Here is an 18781-nt window from a genome sequence, read left to right on the forward strand (position 1 = left end):
AAAGTAGGTGAAAATGTGTGAAGACAAATGTACATAAAATTGATAAGTGGGGGAAGATAGGAACTTTTTTGTATCAATTTCGTTATACAGTAATCGTAGCATTACTATTACTTGCGATAGTGCTCGGTACTTTTGCTCCAAAACTTCCAGGAGTATTGGGCGGTGATGGTTTCCAAACAGAAGGAGATTATCAAAAGACGAAAGAAATTTTAGATAAAGATTTTAAGCAGTCTCAAGATACACTTTTACTCGTTTTTGAAAAGGAAAAAAATACTTCGCATGAGGATTTCCAAAAGCGTATAGAGGGGATAATAAATCAAATTCAAGAGAAGGAAACATACGAATCTTTCCATCATCCCATGCAAAATAAAGAGATGTTACAAGATGATATCGGTTATGCGACGATTTTATTTTCCGGGAAAACAAATAAAGAACGAATGGAAAAGACATTACAATTCGCCGAAAAAATCGAGAAGGAAAGTAATAGCGTATTAAAAGTAACACCGACAGGATATCCGAAAATTAATCAAGAGATTAATGAAAGAACGCAAAATGATTTAAAAGTAGCAGAGATGATTGGATTACCTATTGCTTTTCTCGTACTATTATTCTCATTTGGTAGTCTGATTGCGTCTATTTTACCGATTGTAAATGGTGCGCTTAGTGTCATTAGTACGATGGGGATTTTATATTTTATAGGTAGTGATAAAGAGCTATCTATTTTCGTGTTAAATGTTGCGCCGATGATTGGGCTCGCATTATCAATTGATTTCGCACTGTTATTTGTAAATCGTTTCCGAGAGGAAGTTGCGAAGAGAACAGTGAAAGAAGCGATAGCGATTACGTATCAAACGGCAGGACGCGCTATCGTATTTTCAGGGTTATGTGTATTCGTCGGTTTATCAGGCTTATTTTTCTTTAAGATAGATTATATTCAGTCTGTTGCTATTAGCGGGATGATTGTCGTTATTATGAGTATTTTGTTTTCGCTCACACTTCTTCCAGCACTATTATCTTTAATTGGTAAAAGGATATTAAAAAAGAATCAGGCGGCGCCTACGCCATCAAAGGTCTGGCGTAAATTTGCACAGTTTGTAATGAAACATCCAATCGTCATGATTATTGTTGTTATAACATTTATTGTTATTTGTTTATTACCGCTACGTACAGCTAACTTGCAGTTTCCTGGTGTTGAAGCGTTACCTGAAAAGAGTGATACGAGAATTGCATTTGAGAAGTATGAAGAAGCCTTTAATAAGACTGTCAAAACACACGCCGATGTTACTTTAGTAGTAGAGACGAAGGATGATATAACAGAAAAAGAAAGCTTACAAAAGGTAGAAGATGTCGTTCAAAAGTTAAAAGATGACAAGCAAGTATATAAGGTGACAAGTGTATATGACGGGCTAAATGGAATGAAAGCAGATCAAGTTGCGGGAATGTTACAATCACCAGAAGCGGCGAAAATAGCTCCTGTATTTGAAGCGTATACGAAAGGAAATAAAACAACAATGGAAGTCTTTTTGGATACGAAGCCAAGTACAGAAACTGCAAAACAATGGGTTCGTGATTTCAAAAAGAATTATAAAGAAAACGATGTTACTTATTATTTAGGCGGGATGACAACGTTCCAACAAGAGTTGGAAGATGAAATTAAAGATAAAGTTGCAATTGGTATGTCTGTTATATTTGGGTCAACCTTTGTTATTTTATTATTCGCATTCCGCTCGATACTCATTCCAATAAAGGCGATTATTATGAATGTACTTAGTTTAAGTGCAACAATTGGAATTGTTATTTGGTTATTTGAAGGTGGTCATTTCGGATTAGATGAGAGTTCAGTTTTATTTGTATTACCAATCTTTATTTTCGGCCTCGTATTTGGGCTTAGCATGGATTATGAAGTATTTCTTATTTCACGAATCCATGAGTTATATGAGGAAACTGGAGATAACGATCAAGCAACGCTAGAAGGGCTTGTCTCGACAAGCCGCATCATTACATCCGCTGCTTTAATTATGATTGTTGTTACCGGTGCGTTCGCCTTTACTGATATTTTGCCAGTAAAGCAGATGGGTATTGGAGTCGCATTAGCGATATTTCTTGATGCAACAATTATTCGACTTATGCTTGTACCAAGTTTAATGAAATTGTTTGGAGATTGGAACTGGTGGTTACCATTTCGAAAGAAAAGAGAAAAATCATCGTAAAAAATGCTCATCTATAAGATGAGTATTTTTTTATGAATAGCGAGGCCTATATTTTGCAAATAGTATGTGATAAGAACAATACATACAAGTAGGTGAAGGCAATGTTTCGTTATTTTAAGTTTAAGCTAAATGATACAGTACAGTTTGCAGAAAAAGATGGGCATTTGTATCGCATTGTCGGTTATCGGTTAGAAAAAGGGTTTTATCCAAAAGATGAATGGACTCATATCATATATGAGTTACTTAGAGACTTTGACGGGTATACGATGGATGCGGAAGAAGAGGAACTTGTAAAAGTCATTCAAGTAGAGGATGAGTATTATAAAATACAAGAAGTATCGGGATATCGTTATCCAGTAAAAATGAAGCAAAAGCAGCAAGTTATGAAAGGAGAGAAAATAGACGACTTATTAGATACGTACAACGACTATAAACGATTGGCGGATTTCTTTAAAGATTTATTGTATGAACAAAAAGCTGAAGAAGTGTTGCAGGAGATGAAAAGGCTTAGAGCGTGAGGGGACAGTCGATTATAAGACTGTCCTCTATTTTTGACGGTGCATCAAAGTATGTTTTCCGTTACAATGAGAGAATCAATAGAAATAAGGTGATTATAGTATGGAAACAAAGAAAAAGGGCGAATGGTGTGAAATTACGGTTCCAGCAACGTGGAATGGTATAAGTATTGAGTCGTTGTTAAAAGTAGAATGGGAAGTACCAAAAAAGTTATTACATCAGCTTCGTATGGAAAAAGGTGTTACGGTTAACGGAGAACAGAGGAGATGGAATGAACTTTTAAAAGAAGGAGATAAGTTACAAGTTCATATGTTTATGGAGGAGGAGTACGGCGTAGAGCCGGAATATGGTGAATTAAATGTAGTGTTTGAAGACGATCACGTACTCATTGTAAATAAGCCTGAGCAAATGGATACACATCCTTCTGAAAAAAATGGGACGGGAACACTTGCCAATCTTGTTGCTTTTCATTTTCAAATGCAAGGTTTAGAGACGAAGGTTCGTCATATCCATAGGTTAGATAAAGATACGACAGGTGGTGTTGTATTCGCAAAACATAGAATTGCGGGTGCAATTATGGATCGTTTATTAATGGAACGGAAAATTAAAAGAACGTATACGGCACTTGTTGAAGGAAGAGTAAAAAAGAAGCAGGGGACAATTGACGCGGCCATCGGAAGAGATCGACATCATGCTACAAGACGCCGTGTTTCTCCAAAGGGAGACCAAGCTATAACGTATTATAAAGTAGAGAAATATTTTAAAAAACAAAATGCTACGCTCGTAACGTTACAGTTAGAAACCGGTAGAACGCATCAAATTCGCGTTCATATGAGCTATAATGGAAATCCATTAGTTGGGGATGTATTATATGGTGGGCAAACAAAATATATGTCCGGGCAAGCGTTACATGCGATGAAGATTAATTTTTTGCATCCGATTACGAAAGAAGAGATCGTGGTTGACGTACCTTTCCCTACAAATTTAAACGACACAATGAAAAAATTTGAAAGAGAAAATGGGTAAAGTGTAAGCTTAAAGTTGAAAAAGGTAGATTTTTGCAGGGATTTCTCTAAAAGAGGCGAAGCCGTTAAGAGAAAAGAGAGGTGAGAATTACTTGATCAAATATAAATATATGCTAGGGATATTTTTCGCTTGTCTTTTACTTACTCTATGTATTTATCCATATTTACCAACTCGTATGGCAGTGCATTGGAACGAGAATGGTGGAGCGAACGAGTTTATGAGTAAACAAGTTGTCGTATTATGTATTCCTGTCCTTATTACTATTTTACATGGATTAATATATATTATTTCACATAATGTATATAAGTTTAATGAAGGAGAGCATTTCATTATAAGTGGATTTATAAAGAGTATTACTTTATTTATGATGTTTGTCCATATACTAATTCTCTTTATTAATTTGGGAAGTATTATATCCTTTCAGACAGGACTAACGATTGGAATTAGTATGTTTCTTTTTATTTTTAGTAAAGTGTTTAAAAAGGTGAAGGATAGAGAGAAAGAACCGATCAAATTACAAAAGATCCGTTTAGTTAGTAGGCGAATCTTTCAAGTGATGGCATGCAGCGTATTATTTTCATTGCTTTTGAGCCTGAAGTGGGGATTTTATTTGTTAATTAGTGTAATAAGCTGCGGGTCTATTTTGTTTATGTTCTACATTTTATACGCATACATATTAGAAAGCTATGAAACATAAAAAAGAGTCTTCTCATCATGAGAAGACTCTTTTAATCTATTTACTTCGTAATAAATTGTTGTGTCCAGTAGTTGCCGCTTTCTACATAACCAACACCGATATGAGTGAAGCCGCTATTTAAAATGTTTGCACGGTGTCCAGCACTGTTCATCCAAGCTTGTACAACTTCTTCTGGTGTACGTTGGCCTTGTGCGATGTTTTCACCTGCAGATGTATAAGAAATACCAAATTTCTTCATCATGTCGAACGGAGACCCGTATGTAGGGCTGTTATGATCAAAGTAGTTATTCTTTTGCATATCTTCAGATTTAGCACGTGCAACTTTGCTTAATTCAGTATCAATTTGTAATGCTGGTAAGCCTTGTTTTGTACGCTCAGCGTTTGTTAATTCAACAACGCGTTGTTCGAATTCGCTTAAAGATTTTGCTTCTTCAGCAGGCTTTTGCTCAGCAGGTTTTTGTGTTTCATTTTGAGTATTGTTGTTTTCAACTGGTTTTTGAGCTTCTGGTTTAGCAACTTCTTCAGCAGGCTTTTGTTCCGCTGGTTTTTGAGTTTCCTCAGCAGGCTTTTGAGCTTCGGGCTTAGCTGTTGGTTGTTCAGTTACAACATTTTCAGTAGGCTGTTGACCAGGAATGAAGCAATCTTGTTGGAATTGACCTTGATTCCATTGTGCTAATGACTCAACTCCCATAGATTGTAAGAATGCTTGTAATTCTTGTTGGCTCATTTGTTGCATCATTACTTTTGAATGCTGAATATTTTGAACCTTTATGTTAGATGGTTGTACTGTTGCAGCTTGTGCATCTAAAGATGATACTCCTAAAGTAAGAGCTGTTGCAGCAGCTACAGATAATAAAACACGCTTTTTCATGATGTGTGTCCCCCTATATAAAGTTTTAATTTGTTTTCACACGATTTGTTTTTGACAGCCTGTCTGACTGACAAATCCATCGTAGCATACAATTTACAAGAAAAAAGATGGAAAAAAATTCATAGACTTTGAAATTACCTAATTTATCCTAAGAGAAGAAAAGGGAAGAAATAAGAGAAACATAGAGTATAAAAGGAATTTTTAGCATTTTTATACTTGGTTTTAAGAGAGGGTTTTTGGATAGATTTACCTAAATGGAAAATAAAGAATCCTATTGTATCAATGGTTTGAACATTTTTTTGAGGAATATACTGGATTGATTTTTACAAAACTGTAATGTTTCTGTTGTTCTTTTTTATAATAAAGTAACATATTTTTAATGTTGTAGCAGACAAAAAAGCGGCTATCTCTTTACATAGACGAAGGAGATAGCCGTTTTCCTATTATTACGTATGTTACGAGTTATTACGAGTTGGTTTCAATTGCTTCTAATAATAAATCTACAATGTGAATTCCTCTCATTTTATGAGAAAGATCTTCTCGTTCAATACCTAGTTTCATTTGTAATAGACAACCTGGATTTGCAGTAACAATTGTCGCCGCGTCTGTTTCATGCACACGGTCCATTTTATAATCTAGAAATTCCATTGATAACTCTGAATGAACAATATTGTAAATACCAGCAGAACCACAGCAACGGTCCGCATCTTTCATTTCGCGATATGTTGCACCTTGGATGGCTTCTAGTAACATACGAGGTTCAGAAGATGTTCGCATAACATTGCGTAAATGACAAGAGTCTTGATACGTAATGATTTGCGGCGTGAGTCGTAAGTCATTACGTTTATGGAAATCTAGTTCTACTAGTATAGCAGTAATATCTTTAATTTTAGAAACAAATTGCTTTGCGCGCTCAGCCCATTCTGGATCATCCTTTAAAAGGTAATCATAGTCTACGAGGTAAGCTCCGCAACCACCTGCATTCGTAATAATATAATCGATGTTTAAATCTTCGAATGCTTTTATATTTCGTTTTGCTAATTCTTTTGCTCCACTCTTTTCACCAGCATGCCCATGTAATGCCCCGCAGCAACTTTGTGTTTTCGGAATAACGATATCACAACCAGCTAACTGAAGAAGTTTCATGGTTGCGTTATTTGTTTCTAAAAACATCGTATCCATTAAACAACCTGTGAAGAATGCAACTTGTTTCTTCTTTGCCACCTCAGCAGGTAAAAATTCAGGACGATCTTTCATTGCTTTCATTTTAGGGACTTTTGGCAAAACGAGATCTATCGTTGCAAGTGTTTCAGGGAATAACTTCATAATACCAGTTTTATGTGTTAGCGTTTGTAAACCAGAACGCTGGTAAAATCCGATTAGCCCTGTTAATGTTCTCATTCGATTTTGATGCGGGAATAGTCCTTCAAAAACGACTTTACGAACAGCTCTCACGGGCACTGAGAATTTTTTATTTTGATTAATAATATCACGAGCTTCTTCTAATAAATGTCCATAATTCACACCAGACGGACAAACAGGTTCACAAGCACGACAGCCTAGGCAAACATTTAATGTATTTTCAACATCTTCATCTGGCTCAATTAAACCATCAGCGACGGCTTTCATTAAGGCGATACGCCCGCGCGGCGAATGTGATTCTTTATATCCAGATTGAATGTAAGTAGGACAAGTCGGTAAACAAAAACCGCATCGCATACAATTTAATAGTTCATCTTCACTTAATCGTTCTTTAAATCCCTTTTGAATGTTTTCTTTATTTAATGTGGTCATCGCTCAACCACCACTCTTTTACGAGAGTCTTTCGCGAACATCTTTCCAGGATTCATAATGTTGTTTGGGTCGAAGGCTTGTTTAATCCCTTGCATAGCAGCGATACCTTCTTTACCTAATTTCATTTCTAAATACGGAGCTTTCATCGCGCCAACACCATGTTCACCAGTAATCGTACCACCAAGCTCAATCGCTTTTGCAAATATTTCAGCAAAAGCTTGTTCAGCACGGTGCATTTCTTCTTCATTACGGGCATCTGTCATACAAGTTGGGTGCAAATTACCATCACCAGCATGACCAAAAGTACAAATAGGAATATTATATTTCTTTGCAATTGCATTAATTGCTTCAACCATTGGAGCGATTTGTGAACGTGGTACAGTTGCATCCTCTAATATTGTTGTCGGTTTTAGTCTTGCAAGTGCTGATAGTGCACTACGGCGTGCTGTACGAAGCGCATCTGCTTCGGCTTCATCTTTTGCAACGCGAACATCGACCGCATTCATAGCACGGCAAACGTTAGCCATTTTTTCGATATCTCGATTGACAACCTCAGGTGGACCGTCTTGTTCAATTAATAAAATTGCTTTAACGTCAGTTGGTAAACCGATTTGTGCAAACTCTTCTACAACTTCAATTGTTGGTTGGTCTAAAAACTCAAGTGTCGCTGGAATAATTTTATTTGCAATAATAGCAGAAACAGCTCGAGCAGCTTCGTTAATATCTTCATATAGCGCAAGCATCGTTTTCTTCGTTTCAGGCATAGGGACAAGTTTTAATATAGCTTCCGTAACAACACCAAGTGTTCCTTCAGAACCAATAAATAAACGAGTTAAATCATAACCAGCTACATCTTTTGCTAATTTACCGCCAGTGCGAATGATATCGCCGTTCGGTAAGACAATTTCAAGCCCCATTACATAATCACGTGTTACGCCATATTTGAAACCACGTAATCCGCCGGAGTTTTCATTAATGTTACCGCCGATTGTAGAAATTTTCATAGAGCTTGGATCTGGTGGATAAAATAAACCTTTTTCTTCTACTGCTTTAATAATATCAAGTGTAATAACACCAGCTTGTACAGTAATTGTTAAATTCTCTTCGTCAATTTCTAAAATATTGTTCATATGGCGGAAAATAAGGACGATACCACCTTCAAGTGGACACGTACCAGCGCAAAGATTTGTTCCAGACCCGCGAACATATACCGGGATTTTATGAGTGTTACACACTTTTAACACGTCTGCTACTTCATTTGTATTACGAGGAGCAATAACTGCATCAGGCATCGCTTGGAAGTTTGGAGTGGCATCATAACTATAAGTTAAACGCCCCATATTGGATGTATCTACATTATCTTCGCCAACAATAGATACGAATGAATCAATAATTTGCTTTTCTAACATTGGAAATCCCCCTCAAACTGTTAACGTATTTAGTAATAATAAAAAACGTTGTAACAGTGCTTTCATTATAATGATAAAAAAGTAGGGGGATTCTTTCTATATACAATCATCTAAAGATTAATCTATTTTATCGTTATTTTTTGTATGATTATCTAATAAGAGGAGTGCGAAGTATAAAACATTTAAATCTTTGAATTGTTTCGGGTCAAGTCCTGTATGTTCTTCAATCTTTTTTAGCCTGTAATGCAGTGTGTTAATGTGTATATGTAATTGCTCAGCTGTTTGCTTATAAGATTGGTTATAATCGATAAATAAACGTAGAGTGTGCATAAGCTCAGGAGATGATACTAAGTTTTCAATAGTACGCTCTAGAAACTGTTCCCGGGTTTCAGTAGAAATATCTTGTAAGCACATTTCTAAACGTAAATCTTCATTAAATACAATTTTTTTCGTTTCAAGTGATACTGAAAGGGCGCGTAGTGCTTGTTCGTACGATAAGTTCATATTGCTTGGCGTAACTGTTTGTCCAATCCCGATATATAAAGTAATAGAAAATAAAGTTTCACAGTCTTGTTTTAAACGTTTTAAAAATTGAAAGGTTTGCTCTTTGGAGTGCATTGTTGTAAACAAAATAAACCGATCATTTCCCCAGCGAACAAATAAATTTTCTTTTGCTAAAATGTTGCGCAGATGTTGCCAAATTTTACGCTGGAGCATCGTATTATCTTGGGCGATTGATAATAAAATAAGTTGTTTCTTCTTATATAAATCAATGCCAAGCGTTTTTGCACGATCGAGAAAACTTGGAGACCAGTCTGTATTTTGAAGCCAATCAAAGACAAATGCTTCATAAGAACGGTGCTCAAGTTCTAGTTGTTCTAAAAAGTAGTTTTCATGAATTAATAATTCGGTCATCTTACGTAATATTTCTCCGTATTGTGAAATATTTTCAGGTTCTCCTGTAATTCCAATCACGCCGATTACTTCGTCATGGAATAGTAAAGGAAGATTCATCCCAGCTTTTACACCTTGCAGTCGTCGTTCATCATCTTTTGTAATAATGACAGTATTCTTTTGTTTCGCACAGCGGAGTGCCCCTTCATGAAATTGACCGATTCTTTCCGCATCTGTACTTGCGATAATAATGCCTTGTATATTAATAATAATAATGTTTTCAGTAATTAATCTGCGTACTTCACGTACAATTTTATTCGCTAAATCAGGAAAAAGCATAATTTGCACACCTCAAATTCTATTTGTTGTACATTATATATGTAAGTTTATTAATAAAGGAAGATTTCACATTTTCCACACATTTATTTGTTACTTTACAATTATAACGAAATCATCCGAAGATGGAGGGAATCTTTTGAGAAAGTATGTTTTTCTTCTCTGTTTTTTATTTCTATTAGTAGGGTGTCAAGGAAGTTCGTATACACCGATTGCTAAAGATAAAAGTGTTATTATAACAACGAATATAAAGGAAGGTAGTATTAGTTTTATTGATAAAAAAACAAAGAAGCTATTAACAACATGGGAATTAAATGAGCCGATTGCGGGGGTTACGCTACTTCCAAATGGCGAGGAAATACTCGTTTATGGTAAGCAATTAGAATATATGTATGTATATTCACTAGCAGAAGGAAGACAAGTGGACAAATATAAGACTGGAAAAGGAATTGCTAATGTTATCGCATCAGATGATGGAAAACAATTATTTGCTGCCGATCAAAATGAACAAAAGGTAAGGTTCTTTACGATAAAAGGAAAAGAGACAGGGAGTGTTTCAACAGGAAAAGGGCCGATAACGATGGTAGAGCATCATAACCAGTTATCTGTACTCAACTTTTATGATACGAAACTAACGACCATTGATACAAAGAAAAAAGAAGTGATACAGTCCTTTATGATTCCGCCAGCATCAACAGGAGCGACGGTTAGCGCTGATGGAAAAGAAATATGGATTGGTGGACATGGTGATGGAAGTCAAGTGAATGAGAAAGTATTAGTGTATTCTTTACAGAGCGGAGAGATGATACGTTCTTTACATGCTCCGTTTATGCCTGTGAATATAACAAAGGATGATAAGTATGTATATGCGCTAAGTCACGGTTCAAATACGCTTAGAAAGTTTGATGCAAGTACGTATCAAGAGGTAGGATTTGCAGAAGTAGGATCTAATCCATTTGCATTTTTGAAAAGCGGTGCAGAAGGATATGTAGCTAGTTATGATAGCGATGAAGTATGCGTAATGGATATGAAGAATATGAAAATAAAACAAACAATTAAAGTCGGTAAAGGACCGTTTCAACTCATAGAGAGAGAAGGGGAAGGGCAATGAGTAAATATAAAGTGCTAGTCGTAGATGACGAAAGTGATATGAGGCAACTTGTCGGAATGTACTTAGATAACTTCGGATACGAGTGGGGAGAAGCTGAAAATGGAAGAGAGGCACTTCGAAAATTAGAGACGGATCATTACGATTTCGTTGTACTAGACATTATGATGCCTGAGATGGATGGGCTTTCAGTTTGTAAAGAGATTCGAAAAACGTCGGATGTACCTATTATATTTTTAACAGCAAAAGGTGAAGAGTGGAATAGGGTGAACGGCTTACGTATGGGAGCAGATGATTATATTGTAAAGCCATTTAGTCCTGGGGAACTAATTGCTCGTATGGAAGCTGTTTTAAGACGATATACAAAGCAAGAACAGCAAGAAGAGATTCAATTTGGACCGATTCTTATTAATGAAAAAAGTAGGAGGGTCGAGACGAATGGTGAGACGATTCCTCTTACGGTAAAAGAGTTCGATTTACTATATTTTCTTTGCCAACATAATGGACAAGTATTTAGCCGGGAACAATTGCTTGAAAAGGTGTGGGGATATGATTATGCAGGAAGTACAAGAACGGTAGATACGCATGTGAAAACGATGCGTCTAAAGCTAGGAGAAAGTGGAAACTACATTCAAACCGTTTGGGGTGTAGGTTATAAATTTGAGGTGTAACGTATGTTTACGATGGTACAAAAGCTTTGGCTTACAGTAGTATGTGCAGTATGTGTAACAGTTTCCTTTCTTTATTTTGTATCTTTATACTCATATGAAAAGTTATACGTTGATAATTTAAAAGATTCATTAGTAATGGAAGGGAAACGTCTTGCCACGCAATATGATAAACGTGAAGGAGTATCCACTTTTGAAGAGAAAGTAAGGGCATATGATCAAATATCTAGTTCAGATGTCCTTTTCGTATACAATCCGCGTGATTTAAGCGCATGTTTGCCTTTTGATGTTCACCATCATTCTCTTATAAGTGAAGGGGATAGACAGGCGCTATTAGATGGGAAAACTGTGACAAAGATAGGGTATGAAGAACATTTTGATCGTAATATTATGGGTGTTGTCATCCCTGTTTTAGATAATAAAAAATTAGTTGGTATTGTATACTCTTATATTCCTTTAAAAAGTATAAAAGACTTAATATTTGATATGGGTCTTATTTTAGCGCCGTTAGCACTTGCAATGATTTTAATTACAATATGGATTGGTAGAAAAATTATTATCGCTATTACGAGACCGCTTTCGCAAATGGAACGAGTTGCAAATCATTTGGCTACTGGAGATTTCTCAGAGCGGATTACAATTTCTTCAGAAGATGAAATTGGACGATTGGGAAAAGCTTTTAATAAAATGGCAAATTCTTTAGAAACAGAAGATGTAAAGCGTAAGGAATTTTTAGCTAATGTTTCGCATGAACTTAGAACACCGCTTAGTTATATTAAAGGATATAGTGAAGCTATTTTAGACGGTGTAGCGAAGGGGCCGCAGCAGGAAAAAGTAACGCAACTTATTCATAAAGAGGCAGGTCGCATGCAGCGCCTCGTTCATGATTTATTAGATCTAGCGCAGCTAGAAGGTGAACACTTTCCCCTAAAGAAACAACCTATCGTTTTTTCACAGCTTATTGAAGATGTACTAGATACGTACGAGTTACAGTTTATAGAAAAAACCCTTCGTATTTCAACGAATTTAAATCCTGAAATTATCGTAATGATTGATGAGGATCGTATGCAACAAGTACTTCATAATGTGTTAGATAATGCGATACGTTATACAAATCAAAACGGGGATATCATAATAACATTAAAGCAAATCGATGATTATTGTGAATTGCACATAAAAGATACAGGAATAGGTATTGATAGAGAGCATTTAGAAAATCTCGGGGAACGCTTTTACCGAGTAGATAAAGCGAGAAGTCGTCAACACGGTGGAACAGGTTTAGGTCTTGCAATTGTAAGGCAAATTGTTCATATACATGATGGTGAGTGGAGAATAGAAAGTGAAAAAGGTAAGGGAACGACAGTTATTATTAAATTAAAAGCACAAGATGAGGAGAGCATATTCTAACTTTTGGAATATGCTCTTCATATTGAAGGTAAATAGTTACGCGTAAATGTATTAATTAATATCAAACAAATATCAAAAAATTGACTATTTTATGAACAAAACATTTGTACTTCTTACTAATTCGTTCTAAAATAGTTATGGATGCTAAGTTCTTATAAAACGTTACAATTGTTGTTTGGAAGATACTGAGGTGATTTAACTGGAGTACAAATCTATTAAACCGAAAAAAATTTACGAAGAAGTATCTGAAGCTATTTTAACAATGATTAAAAATGGTACGTTAAAACCTGGTGACAAACTACTTCCTGTTCATCAATTAGCTGAGCAGTTTCAAGTTGGCAGATCTGCTGTTCGTGAAGCGCTAAGTGCGCTAAGAGCAATGGGCTTAATTGAAATGAAACAAGGAGAAGGTACATATGTAAGGAATTTCGATCCTTCTTCATTAACAAAATCACTAAATAACAAGTTATTAATGAAGAAAGAGGATATTTTGAATTTATTAGAAGTACGGAAGGTGCTCGAAGTGGGGGCAGTTCGAGCGGCAGCGGCAAAACGTACGGAAGCTAATTTGCAAAATATGAAGCATTGGTTAGATGAAATGGCAAAGAGCATTGGAGATGAAAAGGCTGGCGAAAAAGCAGACTTTCAGTTCCATATGGGAATTGCAGAGTCTTCGCATAATAACATCTTACTTGAGCTCATGAATCATGTTTCAGAGATGATTGCTGAAACGATTGGTGAATCAAGACGCATTATTTTATATGGTGAACAAACAACATCAGAACGACTTTTAGAAGAGCATCAATCTATATATAATGCGGTGTTAAAGCAAGATGTGGAATTAGCGCAGCAAGCAATGCTAAATCATTTAACAAATGTAGAACATATTGTCACAGGTAAAAGCGATATAAATTCGTAATTTAATCTTTTATTTTTCTAATTTTCTGATAAAATAGAGAGAGATTAAGTAAACGTTTTCTTTAGAAGAGGGAGAGGATAGGCCATGGTTGAGCCTACTTCTTCTAATCTTAGTCATCTGATGACCATATGATTGTTGGCGAAGTTGTAATGAGGGGGAATTATAGTTATGAAAGTCACTTTATTTGTTACTTGTATAGTCGATATGTTTGAAACAAACGTCGGCAAAGCAACAGTTGAAGTATTGGAGCGTTTAGGTTGTGAAATTGAATTTCCAGAAGCACAAGTTTGTTGTGGTCAGCCTGCTTATAATAGCGGCCATGTAGAAGCAGCAAAAGAAGCGATGAAACATATGATTGAAACTTTCGAAGATGCAGAATATATCGTTACGCCATCTGGCTCTTGTGCGACAATGTTTCATGAGTATCCGCATGTTTTTAAAGATGATCCGAAGTGGGCTAAACGTGCACAAAAGGTTGCTGATAAAACATATGAATTCACACAATTTATTGTAGATGTTTTAAAAGTTACAGATGTTGGTGCAAGTTTACCAGGAATAGCTACTATTCATAAATCTTGTCATATGACACGCCTGCTTGGAGTAAAAGAGGCACCAGGAATTTTATTATCAAACGTAAAAGGATTAACTGTGAGAGAACTGCCAAACGTGCAAAATTGTTGTGGGTTTGGGGGAACGTTTTCAGTTAAGATGACTCCAATTTCTGAGCAAATGGTAGATGAAAAAGTAGATAGTGTAATGGAAACAGGTGCTGATTATTTAATCGGTGCAGATTGTGGGTGTTTGTTAAACATTGGCGGACGTATTGAGCGTTTAGGAAAAGAAGTAAAAGTAATGCATATTGCTGAGGTCTTGAATAGTCGCTCATGAAGGGGGAACATAAGCTATGTCTATGAAAATCAGTGAGAAAAAATTTAATGATCGCGTTGGCGATGGAATTCAAGATTCGTTTATGCGCGGAGCAGTATCTTCTGCACAAACGCGTTTATATACAAATCGATTGAAAGCAGCTGAAGAGTTAGGAAACTGGGAAGAGTGGCGTGAACTAGGTGAACAAATTCGTCAACATACGTTAGAAAATCTTGATTATTACTTAATGCAGTTAAGTGAAAATGTATCAAAAAGAGGCGGTCACGTTTACTTTGCGAAAACGAAAGAGGATGCAGCAAAGTACATTCAAGACGTTGCAAAAAAGAAACAAGCGAAGAAAGTTGTAAAATCAAAATCAATGGTAACTGAAGAAATTAGTATGAATCATGCCCTTGAAGAGATTGGTTGTGAAGTGTTAGAGAGTGACTTAGGAGAGTATATCTTACAAGTAGATAACGATCCACCATCACATATTATTGCGCCTGCACTTCATAAAAACAGAACGCAAATTCGTGATGTATTTAAAGAAAAACTTGGATATGAAAATTCTGATGATCCATACGAAATGACAAAGTTTGTTCGTAAACAACTTCGTGAGAAATTTATGGATGCAGAAATTGGTGTGACAGGTTGTAACTTCGCTGTTGCAAATACGGGCTCTCTTTGTTTAGTAACGAACGAAGGTAATGCCGATCTTGTTATGTCGATTCCGAAAACACAAATTGCAGTAATGGGTATGGAACGTATGGTTCCGACAATGGAAGAATTAGATGTTTTAGTTGGTTTACTATGTCGTAGTGCAGTAGGTCAAAAGTTAACAAGTTATGTAACAGTAGCAGGACCAATTCAAGAGGAAGAGGTAGATGGACCAGAAGAGTTTCATTTAGTCGTTGTTGATAATGGCCGCTCTCAAATCCTTGGATCGGAATTCCGTTCAGTATTGCAATGTATTCGTTGTGCTGCTTGTGTCAATGTATGTCCTGTGTATCGTCACGTTGGTGGACATTCATATGGTTCTATTTATTCAGGACCAATTGGTGCAGTGTTAACACCACTTTTAGGTGGATATGATGATTATAAAGAACTTCCTTATGCATCTAGTTTATGCGGAGCGTGTACGGAAGCTTGTCCAGTAAAGATTCCGTTACATGATTTATTATTAAAACATCGTCAAGTTATCGTTGAGCAAGAAGGACGTGCCCCACTTGCAGAGAAATTAGCAATGAAAATGTTTAGTATGGGCGCATCTTCAGCAGCTTTATATAAAATGGGATCAAAAATAGCACCGGCAGCAATGAGTCCATTTACATCTGGCAATCGTGTATCAAAAGGTGTTGGTCCACTTAAAAACTGGACGGATATTCGTGAATTCCCGGCTCCAAGTAAAGAACGATTCCGTGATTGGTATAAAGATCATAAGAAAGGCGGGGACAAATAATGACAGGATTAATTCAAAACCGTGAGCCCTTTCTAGATAATATCGCAAAAGAACTTGGGCGCGCGCGTAAAACAGAAGGCGTAGAACGTCCAGCATGGAAAAGTAATGTGAATGAAGAAACGTTAAAAGATTATTCACAAGAAGAATTGTTAGAAGTATTTAAAAATCAATGTACAAACATTCATACAACTGTTGTGGAAACGACAAACGACCGTTTACGTGAAGATATTCAAAAAGTAATCGTTGAAAACGGCGGAGGACCTATTATATTATCAGCAGATGAACGTTTTGATTCCTATGGATTGACTTCTTTATTTAAAGAAGAGCTTCCAAAGCAAAATGTTGAGGTAAATGTATGGGATCCTGAGAAAAAAGAAGAGAATATGCGTATAGCGGAAAAAGCGAATATCGGTATTGCATTTAGTGATTATACATTAGCTGAATCTGGTACGATTGTTGTACAAAGTCATAAAGGACAAGGGCGTTCTTTACACTTTTTACCGACTGTATACTTTGCTATTATTCCACGTGAAACACTTGTACCTCGCATTACACAAGCAGTTCAACATATGAACTCTCGTGTGGAAAAAGGTGAAGCAGTCGCATCTTGTATTAACTTTATTACAGGACCAAGTAACTCTGCGGATATTGAAATGAATCTTGTTGTCGGAGTACACGGACCATTAAAAGCAGTATATTTCATCGTATAAAATAGGGGAAAGCAGGCCGGAAAACGGCCTGCTTTTTTAATAGAATAAAGATAATATGAAGTAGAAGTTCTCTCCTTTTTTTGTTATGTTCTTTTGGAAAGGAGAGGAAGGGATGTTCACTTATTTATATGCATTGTTAATGGGTATGGTGTTTGGTTCTTTTTTTATGGTGATTGCGATGAGAGTTCCAGTAGGGGAATCTATTATTACACCGCGTTCGTACTGTTATTACTGCAAGTATACGTTAAAGCCGAAAGAACTGATTCCAATCATTTCATTTTGTATACAAAAAGGGCGTTGTACGAATTGTAAGAGGAAAATCTCAAGTTTGTACATAGTATTTGAATTTGTTACAGGTAGTTTATTTTTTCTTACTGTATATGTAATTGGAATAGAACGAGAGCTCATCATCACTTTATCGCTCTTTTCTTTACTTCTTATTATTTCAGTTACAGATTTAGTATATATGCTAATACCTAATCGTATTTTAATTTGGTTTGCGCTTTTGCTTATTTTAGAATGTATTTTTGTACCGTTAGTTACTTGGATAGATAGTTTAGCTGGTAGTGGAACTATATTCATTTTGTTATATTGCATGCAAAGGATTTATCCAGATGGTCTTGGCGGAGGTGATGTAAAATTACTTTCGTTACTCGGATTTATAGTGGGAGTGAAAGGGGTTTTTATAACTTTATTTTTAGCATCTTGCTTTAGTCTTTGTTTTTTCGGAATAGGTATAGCGTTAAAACGTATAAAAATAAGAACCCCAATTCCGTTTGGACCTTTTATTAGCCTTGGAGCAATATGTTATGTGTTGGTCACATATGCAAAATAGAGAGGAGATAGAAAATGAATGTATATATGGATGATCAAAGAAGTTGCCCGTACGGATATGTTTTGGCAACTACAGTAGAATCTGCATTACAATTTGTTCGGAGTAATAAGGTAAACATCCTCTCTCTTGATTTTAACATGGGATGGAGGCAAAAGAATGGGTTAGATTTTGTAGAAGTCTTTTGTACAGAAGGTCTATATGTTAATGAAATTCACCTTCATACAAATGATGTCATCGGTATGCATCAGATGAAACAGAGAATAGAGAGAGGGAAGGAAGAAGGGGAAATTAATCCTTGTATTGCCTTGAAATATGTAGGGAGCTAAAACCTCCAAAGTGAAACTTAAACAGACTATAATAAGAAGAGGATAATATGTCCAATATGAGGACGTATTATCCTCTTTTTTCTTGCATTGTATATTATATAAACAGAGATTAAACATAGTTTATATAATATACAATGAATTTTAAAAGAGCCGAAAATAAAAAGAATCACTTTCTGTTAGAGAGTGGCTTTGTATAAGTACGATTACTACATCTTATAGAGCGCGTATGTAAGTAATTACTTAAATGCATATCGTCTTATTTACTGGAAGAATAACCCATGTTATATTACTTTCTAATCAGTCTCGTTAAAGCCATCCCAAGAAATCCAGCACCCATTCCTATTAGCCATCCAGTTTGGGTATTTCCTAACATAGATCCCACTCCTCCACCAAGAAACATGCAGCCAACGAATACTAATCCTCCAATTCCCCAGTTCGGCCGATCCATAATTCAATCACACCCTTTCAATAAAACATATGCTATTAGCTACCTAAACTTTCTTGCATAGAATATGTTAATTATTTTGCTAGAGATGGTGTAGTTATTCGGCTTAAATTTAGCAACTTTCAGGGAATTCAAAAGACGTGGAGATTGACCGATTTGAAGGAATTGCAGGAGGAGAATTTTATTTTTTTGTATTATAATAACTTAAGGGTTGTGGAACAAATTCTTCTTCAACTAACTAGCTAATAAAGTTCTGGTGATTTTCGACAATCGGGCGCTTTAAT

General features: G+C 35.9%; 18 protein-coding genes. 13 read left to right on the plus strand and 5 right to left on the minus strand.

Translation table 11 applies throughout. The features are described from left to right. Positions 1-17: 17 nt before the first annotated feature. The 4 genes from NSQ47_RS01350 (at position 18) to NSQ47_RS01365 (ending at position 4449) form a co-directional block, all read left to right on the plus strand. Complete coding sequence (locus tag NSQ47_RS01350; protein WP_002158769.1) at positions 18-2210, plus strand: MMPL family transporter; 2193 nt, start codon at positions 18-20, stop codon at positions 2208-2210. 101 nt (positions 2211-2311) lie between these two features. Continuing rightward, complete coding sequence (locus tag NSQ47_RS01355) at positions 2312-2728, plus strand: hypothetical protein (RefSeq protein WP_002158768.1); 417 nt, start codon at positions 2312-2314, stop codon at positions 2726-2728. Between the two features lie 100 nt (positions 2729-2828). Beyond that, complete coding sequence (locus tag NSQ47_RS01360) at positions 2829-3752, plus strand: RluA family pseudouridine synthase (RefSeq protein ID WP_002158767.1); 924 nt, start codon at positions 2829-2831, stop codon at positions 3750-3752. Positions 3753-3843: 91 nt separating this feature from the next. Further along, positions 3844-4449, plus strand: a complete 606-nt coding sequence (locus NSQ47_RS01365; RefSeq protein ID WP_131229817.1) for a DUF1648 domain-containing protein — start codon at positions 3844-3846, stop codon at positions 4447-4449. A 40-nt stretch (positions 4450-4489) separates the two neighbouring features. On the opposite strand, the gene NSQ47_RS01370 is transcribed toward NSQ47_RS01365, so the two are convergent. From NSQ47_RS01370 to NSQ47_RS01385, 4 genes are all read right to left on the minus strand, one after another. Further along, on the minus strand, positions 4490-5320 hold the full coding sequence (locus tag NSQ47_RS01370; protein ID WP_002158765.1) for a CAP domain-containing protein: 831 nt from the start codon (positions 5318-5320) through the stop codon (positions 4490-4492). A gap of 465 nt (positions 5321-5785) precedes the next feature. Beyond that, positions 5786-7114 carry a (Fe-S)-binding protein gene (locus NSQ47_RS01375; protein WP_341035913.1) on the minus strand — a complete coding sequence of 443 codons (1329 nt, stop codon included), beginning with the start codon at positions 7112-7114 and terminating at the stop codon, positions 5786-5788. Further along, positions 7111-8523 carry a glycolate oxidase subunit GlcD gene (gene glcD, locus NSQ47_RS01380; protein ID WP_341035914.1) on the minus strand — a complete coding sequence of 471 codons (1413 nt, stop codon included), beginning with the start codon at positions 8521-8523 and terminating at the stop codon, positions 7111-7113. Before glcD ends, NSQ47_RS01375 begins: the two co-directional genes overlap by 4 nt. A gap of 117 nt (positions 8524-8640) precedes the next feature. After that, complete coding sequence (locus NSQ47_RS01385; RefSeq protein WP_002158762.1) at positions 8641-9756, minus strand: CdaR family transcriptional regulator; 1116 nt, start codon at positions 9754-9756, stop codon at positions 8641-8643. Between the two features lie 136 nt (positions 9757-9892). On the opposite strand from NSQ47_RS01385, the gene NSQ47_RS01390 reads away from it, so the two are divergent. From NSQ47_RS01390 to NSQ47_RS01430, 9 genes are all read left to right on the plus strand, one after another. Next, the gene (locus NSQ47_RS01390; protein WP_002201269.1) at positions 9893-10864 is read left to right on the plus strand and encodes a hypothetical protein; all 972 of its coding nucleotides are present in this window, start codon (positions 9893-9895) and stop codon (positions 10862-10864) included. After that, positions 10861-11532 (plus strand): response regulator transcription factor, encoded by a 672-nt coding sequence (locus NSQ47_RS01395; RefSeq protein ID WP_341035915.1) that lies wholly within the window; start codon positions 10861-10863, stop codon positions 11530-11532. The genes NSQ47_RS01390 and NSQ47_RS01395 overlap by 4 nt, the downstream gene beginning before the upstream one ends. A 3-nt stretch (positions 11533-11535) precedes the next feature. After that, the gene (locus NSQ47_RS01400) at positions 11536-12936 is read left to right on the plus strand and encodes a sensor histidine kinase (RefSeq protein WP_002158759.1); all 1401 of its coding nucleotides are present in this window, start codon (positions 11536-11538) and stop codon (positions 12934-12936) included. 229 nt (positions 12937-13165) lie between these two features. Then, positions 13166-13855: a FadR/GntR family transcriptional regulator gene (locus NSQ47_RS01405; protein ID WP_256416076.1), complete on the plus strand. Its 690-nt coding sequence runs from the start codon at positions 13166-13168 to the stop codon at positions 13853-13855. A 168-nt stretch (positions 13856-14023) separates the two neighbouring features. Beyond that, the gene (locus NSQ47_RS01410; protein ID WP_002149679.1) at positions 14024-14743 is read left to right on the plus strand and encodes a (Fe-S)-binding protein; all 720 of its coding nucleotides are present in this window, start codon (positions 14024-14026) and stop codon (positions 14741-14743) included. A gap of 16 nt (positions 14744-14759) precedes the next feature. Next, positions 14760-16181, plus strand: a complete 1422-nt coding sequence (locus tag NSQ47_RS01415; protein WP_002149674.1) for a LutB/LldF family L-lactate oxidation iron-sulfur protein — start codon at positions 14760-14762, stop codon at positions 16179-16181. Next, positions 16181-16891, plus strand: coding sequence for a LutC/YkgG family protein (locus tag NSQ47_RS01420; protein ID WP_341035916.1), 711 nt, complete (start codon positions 16181-16183; stop codon positions 16889-16891). Before NSQ47_RS01415 ends, NSQ47_RS01420 begins: the two co-directional genes overlap by 1 nt. A gap of 112 nt (positions 16892-17003) precedes the next feature. After that, positions 17004-17726, plus strand: a complete 723-nt coding sequence (locus tag NSQ47_RS01425; protein ID WP_002158755.1) for a prepilin peptidase — start codon at positions 17004-17006, stop codon at positions 17724-17726. A 14-nt stretch (positions 17727-17740) separates the two neighbouring features. Beyond that, positions 17741-18052 carry a cyclic-phosphate processing receiver domain-containing protein gene (locus tag NSQ47_RS01430; RefSeq protein ID WP_002158754.1) on the plus strand — a complete coding sequence of 104 codons (312 nt, stop codon included), beginning with the start codon at positions 17741-17743 and terminating at the stop codon, positions 18050-18052. Between the two features lie 286 nt (positions 18053-18338). Here NSQ47_RS01430 and NSQ47_RS01435 read toward each other — a convergent pair whose 3' ends face one another. Beyond that, positions 18339-18500 (minus strand): hypothetical protein, encoded by a 162-nt coding sequence (locus NSQ47_RS01435; protein WP_016100337.1) that lies wholly within the window; start codon positions 18498-18500, stop codon positions 18339-18341. Between the last annotated feature and the right edge of the window lie 281 nt (positions 18501-18781).

This window comes from Bacillus sp. FSL R10-2780 (assembly GCF_038006125.1).
Classification (GTDB): Bacteria; Bacillota; Bacilli; order Bacillales; family Bacillaceae_G; genus Bacillus_A; species Bacillus_A cereus_U.